Raw genomic sequence first — 2485 nt, 5'->3', positions numbered from 1 at the left:
ACGGCATTCAGTTGCTGGGGAATGGTGGTGATGTTGCAATCAACTATGCTGATCTTGCTGCCGGTCAGGGTGGTGAAGACCTCGTGCCTGCATTTGGGTTCGATGCCTTTGCAATCACCGACAACAACTACTGGGCAACTGACACCAACGACCCTGCTGACCTTTCTGACAGCAGCTTCACCGTGAACATCGATTACGCGGCTGGTGGTCAGGTTATTATGACTGTGTCCTCGAGCATTGATGGCGGTGGCGCCAATGACCGCACCCAGTCCATCGATGTCACCGACTTTGCAGCCGGTGGCGGCACCACAGAGATTGCCGCTGGCGAAAACGCGACGCTTAACTTCGACGAACTTGGCCTGACCTTTACGGTTAACACCAACTTCTCTGCAACGGTGCAGACCATTGCCGGCGATGCATCAGGTGACAGTAACTTCGGTTCTGGTACCGACTTCGGTGGCGGCGGCGTTGATGTCAGCAGCACCACCGTTCGCATGTCTGCAGACAATGGTCAAACTCTTGCAAACAGCATCGAGTTCCAGGTTGGTGGTGGCAACACCGCAAACGACCGCCTGTCAATCAACCTGACTTCGGTTGACTCAGAAGCCCTTGGTGACGGCGGTGCAGGTCAGGAAACGCTTGCTGATCTGGGAACAAACGCCATTGATACGGCAGCTGGTGCTCAGAACGCAGTCGAAGTTGTGACCCGTGCAATTGACGACTTGCAGCGTGCACGCGCTGCGGTGGGTACCTCCCAGAACCGTCTGGACTTTGCTGGTCAGAACCTTGCTTCCACGCAGGAAAACACTGAATCAGCGCGTTCCACCCTGCTGGACCTTGATGTCGCGGCCGAGATGACCGCCTTCACCTCCAAACAGATTCTGGTTCAGTCTGGTGTTGCCATGCTTGCGCAGGCGAACCAGATGCCGCAGAACCTTCTGCGTCTGCTCCAGTAATTCTGGTAAGATCAAATCTTTCAAAAAGGCGACCTTCGGGTCGCCTTTTTTTATGCCCGCCCAATCGATTAAATCGATTCGATTATTCCCTACTTCATGCACACAAATCACACCCTACACTTGCGCAAAAAATAACTATACAACCGAATAGAAACAGCTAAGTACTTGATATTTATATATTAGCTGATTCTAAAGAATCTTATGGACAGGAACATAACCCTAAAGTATATTTCTCCTACTCAATTGGGTTTTGCTGATCAGGAAGATCTTCAGGCCCGCTTTCAGCAAGACGCTGAAAAATGATGGCGGCCAAGCCGCTGTGAGCTGTCCATGTAGGAGAGATAAAATGGCTCTTAATATTATTTCCAACTATGCCGCAAACGTAGCACACCGCAACCTGTCTGCTTCTGACGAAATGGCGACCCGTTCGCTGTCAAAGCTTTCTTCTGGTACGCGCGTTGTTTCTGCACGTGATGATGCCGCTTCCATGGCGATTGGTGCACGTCTGAACGCAACGACCCAGGCGCTGAAAACCGCGACTGTAAACGTTGGCCAGGCGAACTCAATGCTGCAGATCGCTGACGGCGGCATGGCGACCATTGATGACATCCTCGTTCGGATGAAAACGCTGGCTGTTCAGTCTTCCTCGGGCAACCTGTCCGATACCGAGCGCGGCTTCCTGAACGACGAATTCCCCGAACTCCGTGCCGAGATCGACCGTATTGCTTCCTCGACCAACTTCAACGGCATTCAGCTGTTGGGGAATGGCGGTGACGTTGCAATTGAGTATGGCGATTTGGCAGCAGCAGGCTCCGGTCAAGCGCTTGTTCCAGTGAACGGCTTCAACAACTTTGCCATCACTGACAACAACTACTGGGCAACCGACACCGACACCGACCTCACTGACAACAACTTTGAAGTCAACATCAACTACGCGGCCGGTGGCCAGGTCATTATGACCGTTACCAGCACCATCGACGGCGCAGCAGACCGCACACAGTCGATCGACGTTTCCGATTTTGCAACGGCCGGAACGACAGCGATTAGTGCAGGCGAAAGCGCGACCCTGAACTTTGACGAACTTGGTTTGACCTTCTCGGTCAACACCAACTTCTCGGCTTCTGTTGCTGCGATTGCCGCCGACAACACTGGCGCATCTGACTTCGGCACTGATACGACGTTTGGCACCAGCGGCATCAACTCCGCAACAGGTAACGTTGTTACCATGGCAGCAGACAACGGTCAGCAGCTGGCAACCAGCATCGAGTTCCAGGTTGGTGGTGGCAACACCGCAAACGACCGCCTCTCGATTGACCTGACCGCGGTTGACGCGGCAGCACTTGGCACCGGGTCTGCCGGCACCGAAAGCTCGCTTGAAGACCTTGGCGCGAACGCAATCAACACTGCTGCTTCGGCACAGAACGCAGTCGAAGTTGTGACCCGCGCGATTGACGACTTGCAGCGCGCACGTGCTGCGGTGGGTACTTCCCAGAACCGCCTGGACTTTGCTGGTCAGAACCTTGCTTCCA

2 protein-coding genes are annotated in these 2485 nt (G+C 54.0%); both read left to right on the top strand.

Annotated elements, in window-relative coordinates; all coding sequences use genetic code 11:
- Positions 1–956 (top strand): flagellin (locus TH19_RS22300; RefSeq protein WP_114104554.1); only part of this gene is annotated, 956 nt, incomplete at its 5' end.
- 346 nt (positions 957–1302) lie between these two features.
- Positions 1303–2485: flagellin N-terminal helical domain-containing protein (locus TH19_RS22295; protein WP_114104555.1), on the top strand; the 1183-nt coding region annotated here is incomplete at its 3' end.

Source organism: Thalassospira profundimaris, assembly GCF_003326675.1.
Taxonomy (GTDB): Bacteria; Pseudomonadota; Alphaproteobacteria; order Rhodospirillales; family Thalassospiraceae; genus Thalassospira; species Thalassospira aquimaris.
Note: the sequence above shows the minus strand (reverse complement) of the source record. Positions and strands in the feature narration are given on the sequence as shown.